2 protein-coding genes are annotated in these 4,919 nt (G+C 76.7%); both read right to left on the reverse strand.

Translation table 11 applies throughout. The annotated features are described in order from the left end of the window. Window positions 1-1,698, reverse strand: a 1,698-nt coding sequence (locus ABD823_RS34045; RefSeq protein WP_344867012.1) for a type I polyketide synthase, incomplete at its 3' end; no start/stop codon positions are given. Continuing rightward, the coding region (locus tag ABD823_RS34050; RefSeq protein WP_344867014.1) for a type I polyketide synthase at window positions 1,695-4,919 on the reverse strand (3,225 nt) is incomplete at its 5' end. The genes ABD823_RS34050 and ABD823_RS34045, both read right to left, overlap by 4 nt.

Here is a 4,919-nt window from a genome sequence, read left to right on the forward strand (position 1 = left end):
GCCCATCCCGGCGCGCTGGCTGCCCTGCCCGGTGAACAGGAACGCCGTCCGGCCGTCGCTCCGCCCGGTGCCCTCGCTCCCGTCGGCGACCGCGCACAGCCCCCGCACGAGTTCTTCGCGGTCCGCGCCGACCACCACGGCCCGGTGCTCCAGCGCCGCCCGCGTCGTCACCAGCGAGAAGCCCACGTCCCGCACGTCCAGCTCCGGCCGCTCCACCACGTAGGCCAGCAGCCGCTCCGCCTGCGCCCGCAGCGCCTGCGCGCTCCCGCCCGAGACCACCCACGGCACCGGGAGCGAGGCCGGGACGAGGTCCGGTTCGGCGGGGGCCTCCTCCGGAACCTCCTCGGGCGCCTGCTCGACGATCACGTGCGCGTTGGTGCCGCTGTAGCCGAAGGACGACACCCCGGCCCGGCGGGGATGGTCGCTGCGCGGCCACTCCACCGCCTCGGTGAGCAGTTCCACGGACCCGGCCGACCAGTCGACGTGCGGGGACGGCTCGTCCAGGTGGAGGGTCTTCGGCAGCACGCCGTGCCGCATCGCCATCACCATCTTGATCACGCCCGCGATGGCGGCGGCGGCCTGGGGATGGCCGATGTTCGACTTGATCGACCCGAGCCGGAGCGGCCGGTCGCGGTCCTGGCCGTAGGCGGCGATGACCGCCTGCGCCTCGATCGGGTCGCCGAGCGTCGTGCCGGTGCCGTGCGCCTCGACCGCGTCCACGTCCGCCGGGGCGAGCCCGGAGGCGGCCAGCGCCTGCTCGATCACCCGCTGCTGGGAGGGGCCGTTGGGCGCGGTCAGCCCGTTGGACGCGCCGTCCTGGTTGACCGCCGAGCCGCGGATCACCGCGAGCACCCGGTGGCCGTTGCGGCGGGCGTCCGACAGCCGCTCCAGCAGCAGCACGCCGACGCCCTCCGACCACGCCGTGCCGTCGGCCGCCGCGGAGAAGGACCGGCAGCGGCCGTCCGGGGACAGGCCGCGCTGCCGGCTGAACTCGACGAACATGTCGGGGGTGCCCATCACGGCGACGCCGCCGGCCAGTGCGAGCGTGCACTCGCCCTGCCGCAGCGCCTGGGCCGCCAGGTGGAGCGCGACCAGCGACGACGAACACGCGGTGTCCACGGTCACCGCCGGGCCCTCCAGACCGAGGGTGTAGGCGACCCGGCCGGAGACGAGGCTGCCGCCCGGCTGGCCGCCCGAGTAGTCGTTGTACATCAGCCCGGTGAACACACCGGTCCGGCTCCCCCGGACCGACCGCGGGTCGATGCCCGCGCGTTCGAAGACCTCCCAGGCGGTCTCCAGCAGCAGTCGCTGCTGCGGGTCGGCGACGGCGGCCTCGCGGGGGCTGATCCCGAAGAACTCGGCGTCGAAGTCGGCCGCGTCGTGCAGGAACCCGCCCCTGCGGGTGTAGGTCCTGCCCGGTGTGCCGGGCTCGGGGTCGTAGATGCCGTCGACGTCCCAGCCGCGGTCGGCGGGGAAGTCGGAGGTCGCGTCCACGCCCCGGGCCACCAGGTCCCACAGCTCCTCAGGGGAGGTGACCCCTCCGGGGTAGCGGCAGCTCATGGCCACGATGGCGATGGGTTCGCGCTCCCTGTCCTCCAGCGCTCGCAGGCGGGTGCGGGTCTGCTGCAGCTCGGCCGTGGCCCGCCGCAGGTAGTCGCGGAGCTTGTCGTCGCCGGCCGTCGGGCGTGCTTCGTTCATCGGATACCCAGTTCGTTGTCGAGGACCGCGAAGAGTTCGTCGTCCGTAGCCGCTGTCAGGTCCCGTTCCGGTACGGCCTCCGTACCGGAACGGATGTCGCGCCAGTCCCGCAGCAGGGCCTCCAGCCGGGCGGTGATCCTGGCGTGCTCGCCGTCCGTCGGGGTGGCCCGGGACAGGGCCTCCTCCAGCCGGTCGACCTCGTCGAGCAGGGGGCGGGCCGCGTCGGCGGGCCCGGGGTCGATGCGGGCTCTGATGTGCTCGGCCAGGGCCTCGGGCGTCGGGTAGTCGAAGACCAGCGTCGCGGGCAGCCGGAGCCCGGTGGCGGCGCCCAGCATGTTGCGCAGCTCCACCGCCGACAGCGAGTCGAAGCCGAGCTCCTGGAAGGCGCGCCGGGGGTCGATCGAGGCGGCGGAGGCGTGGCCGAGCGCCGCGGCGACGTGCTTGCGCACCGTCTCCAGCAGGAGCTGGTCGCGTTCGGCGTCGGGCAGCCCGGCCAGCCGCTCGGCCAGCGACGGCCCGCCCGCGTCCCGGCCCGTCCCGCCGGCCGAGGCCGTACGGCGCTGCGGCGCGCGCACGAGGCCGCGGAGCATGGCGGGCACCCCGTCGGCGCGGGCCCGCAGCACCGCGAGGTCCAAGCGGATCGGCGCCAGCACGCTCTCCGGGAGGGTGAGGGAGGCGTCCAGCAGGGCGAGCGCCTCGGCCGGGTCGAGGGGCGGCATGCCCATGCGGTGCATGCGCTGGCGGCCCGCCTCGTCGAGCAGCCCGGCCATGCCGCGTTCCTCGTCCCACAGCCCCCACGCGAGCGACGTGGCGGCCAGCCCGTGCGCCCGGCGGTGCTCGGCCAGCGCGTCGAGGAAGGCGTTGCCCGCCGCGTAGTTGGCCTGCCCGGCGCCGAGCACCAGCCCGGCCGCGGAGGAGAAGAGCACGAACGCCTCCACGTCCCCGGCCAGCTCGTGCAGGTTCCAGGCGCCGTCCACCTTCGGCCGCAGCACGGCCTCCACCTGCTCGGGGGTGAGCGCGCCGACCAGCGCGTTGTCGACCACTCCGGCGGCGTGGACGACGGCGGTGAGCGGGTGCGCGGCCGGGACCGCGGCGAGCAGCCGGGCCAGGGACTCCCGGTCGGCCGCGTCGCAGGCGGCGACGGTCACCTCGGCGCCCAGCGCGGTGAGCTCCTCTCGGATCCCGGCGGCGCCGGGGGCGTCGAGCCCGCGCCGGCCGGCCAGCAGCAGGTGGCGCGCCTTCCCGGAGGCCACCAGGTGGCGGGCGACGAGCGCGCCCAGTCCACCGGTGCCGCCGGTGATCAGCACGGTGCCGTCCGGATCCCACGGCGGCGTGCCGCCGGGGTCCGGCGTCCCTGCCACGGGGGCGAAGCGCGGGACCAGGAGGTCACCGCCGCGCACCGCGGTCTCCGGTTCCCCGGAGGCGACCGCCGCCGCGAGCAGGCGGGCCTCCTCTGCGGGTTCGGCGCCGTCCAGGTCGATCAGGAGGAACCTGCCGGGGTTCTCCTCCTGCGCGGCCCTGACCAGGCCGGTGACCGGCGCGTGGGCCGGGCCCGCGGCCGTGCTCCGGGTGACGACGGCCAGGCGGGAGGAGGCGAAGCGCTCGTCGGCGAGCCAGCCGCGCAGCGCCGCCAGCACGTGGCCGACGGCGGTCCTGACCGCGGCCGGGACGTCGCCGCCCCAGACGGGGACGGGCAGGAGCACCAGGCCGGGGACGGTCTCCGCCGCCGCCAGCGACGCCAGGTCCGGGTAGACGGGGGCGTCGGCGGCGGACTCCAGGGTGCCGCCCACCACGGCCAGGTCGCCGGTCCGGGCGGACGCGTCCGGCGCCGCGGCGGCGTCCGGCCCGGCGGCCTGCGGGAGCGGCTGCCAGTCGACCCGGAAGAGCGTGTTCCCGCGGCCGGTCGCGGCGCCCAGCTGCTCGGCGGAGACGGGCCGCGCCACCAGGGACTCCACCGACGCCACCGGGGCGCCGGTGGCGTCGGCGAGTTCCACCGCCACCGCGGCCGGGGTCGGGGCGGAGATCCGCACCCGCAGCGCGGAGGCTCCGGCCGCGTGCAGCCGCACGCCGTTCCAGGCGAACGGCAGCATCGGCCGGTCCAGGTCGTCACCGAGCAGGTTCGCGTGCAGGGCGGCGTCGAACAGGGCCGGGTGCAGGCCGTACCGGCCGGCGTCCTCGGCGTCCAGGGCGACCTCGGCGAACACCTCGTCGCCGCGCCGCCAGACCGCCTTCAGCCCCTGGAAGGCGGGGCCGTACCCGTAGCCCAGGTCGGCCAGGCGGCCGTAGAGGTCGCCCAGTTCCACCGGGACGGCCCCGGGGGGCGGCCATTCGGTCAGCGCGCCGACGGGCCTGCCGTCGCTCACGGCGAGCACCCCGGTGGCGTGGCGGGTCCACTCGTCCTCTCCGGCGTCCTCGGGCCGGGCGTAGACCGCGAGCGAGCGGCGCCCCTCGTCGTCGGCGGCGCCGGCCACGACCTGGACGGCGACGCCGCCCCGGGCCGGGACGACCAGCGGCGCGGCGAGGGTGAGCTCCTCCACCAGATCGCAGCCGGTCTCGTCCCCGGCGCGGACCGCCAGTTCGGCGAAGGCCGTGCCGGGGACGACCACCTCGCCCATCACGGTGTGGTCGGCCAGCCACGGGTGCGAGGCGAGGGACAGGCGCCCGGTGAGGGCCACCCCGCCCGCGTCCGGCAGCGGCACGACGGCGCCCAGCAGCGGGTGGTCCGCCGCGACCTGGCCGTACTCGGTCACGTCACCGCTCACCGCGGGGACGTCGAGCCAGTACCGCTGCCGCTGGAAGGGGTAGGTGGGCAGGTCCACCCGGCGCGCTCCGGTGCCGGTGAAGAACGGCCCCCAGCCGGGGAGCGCCCCGCGCACGTACAGCCGGGCGAGGGCGGTCACCAGCTCCCGCGTCTCGGGCCGGTCGCGCCTGACCGCCGGGACGAAGACGGCCTCGCCGGTGACGCACTGGGCGCCCATGCCGGACAGCACCGCGTCCGGTCCGATCTCCAGGAAGGTCGTGGCGCCCTCCTCCTCCAGGGTGCGGACCGCGTCGTGGAAGCGGACCTCGGAGCGGATCTGCCCGGTCCAGTAGCCGGGTGAGCACAGCTCCGCGGCGGTCGCCGGGCGGCCGGTGACCGTGGAGACCACCGGGATGCGCGGGGCGTCGTAGGCCAACCCCTCGGCGACCGCGCGGAAGTCGGCCAGCATCGGCTCCATCAG

Source organism: Planomonospora alba, assembly GCF_039534085.1.
Lineage (GTDB): Bacteria > Actinomycetota > Actinomycetes > Streptosporangiales > Streptosporangiaceae > Planomonospora_B > Planomonospora_B alba.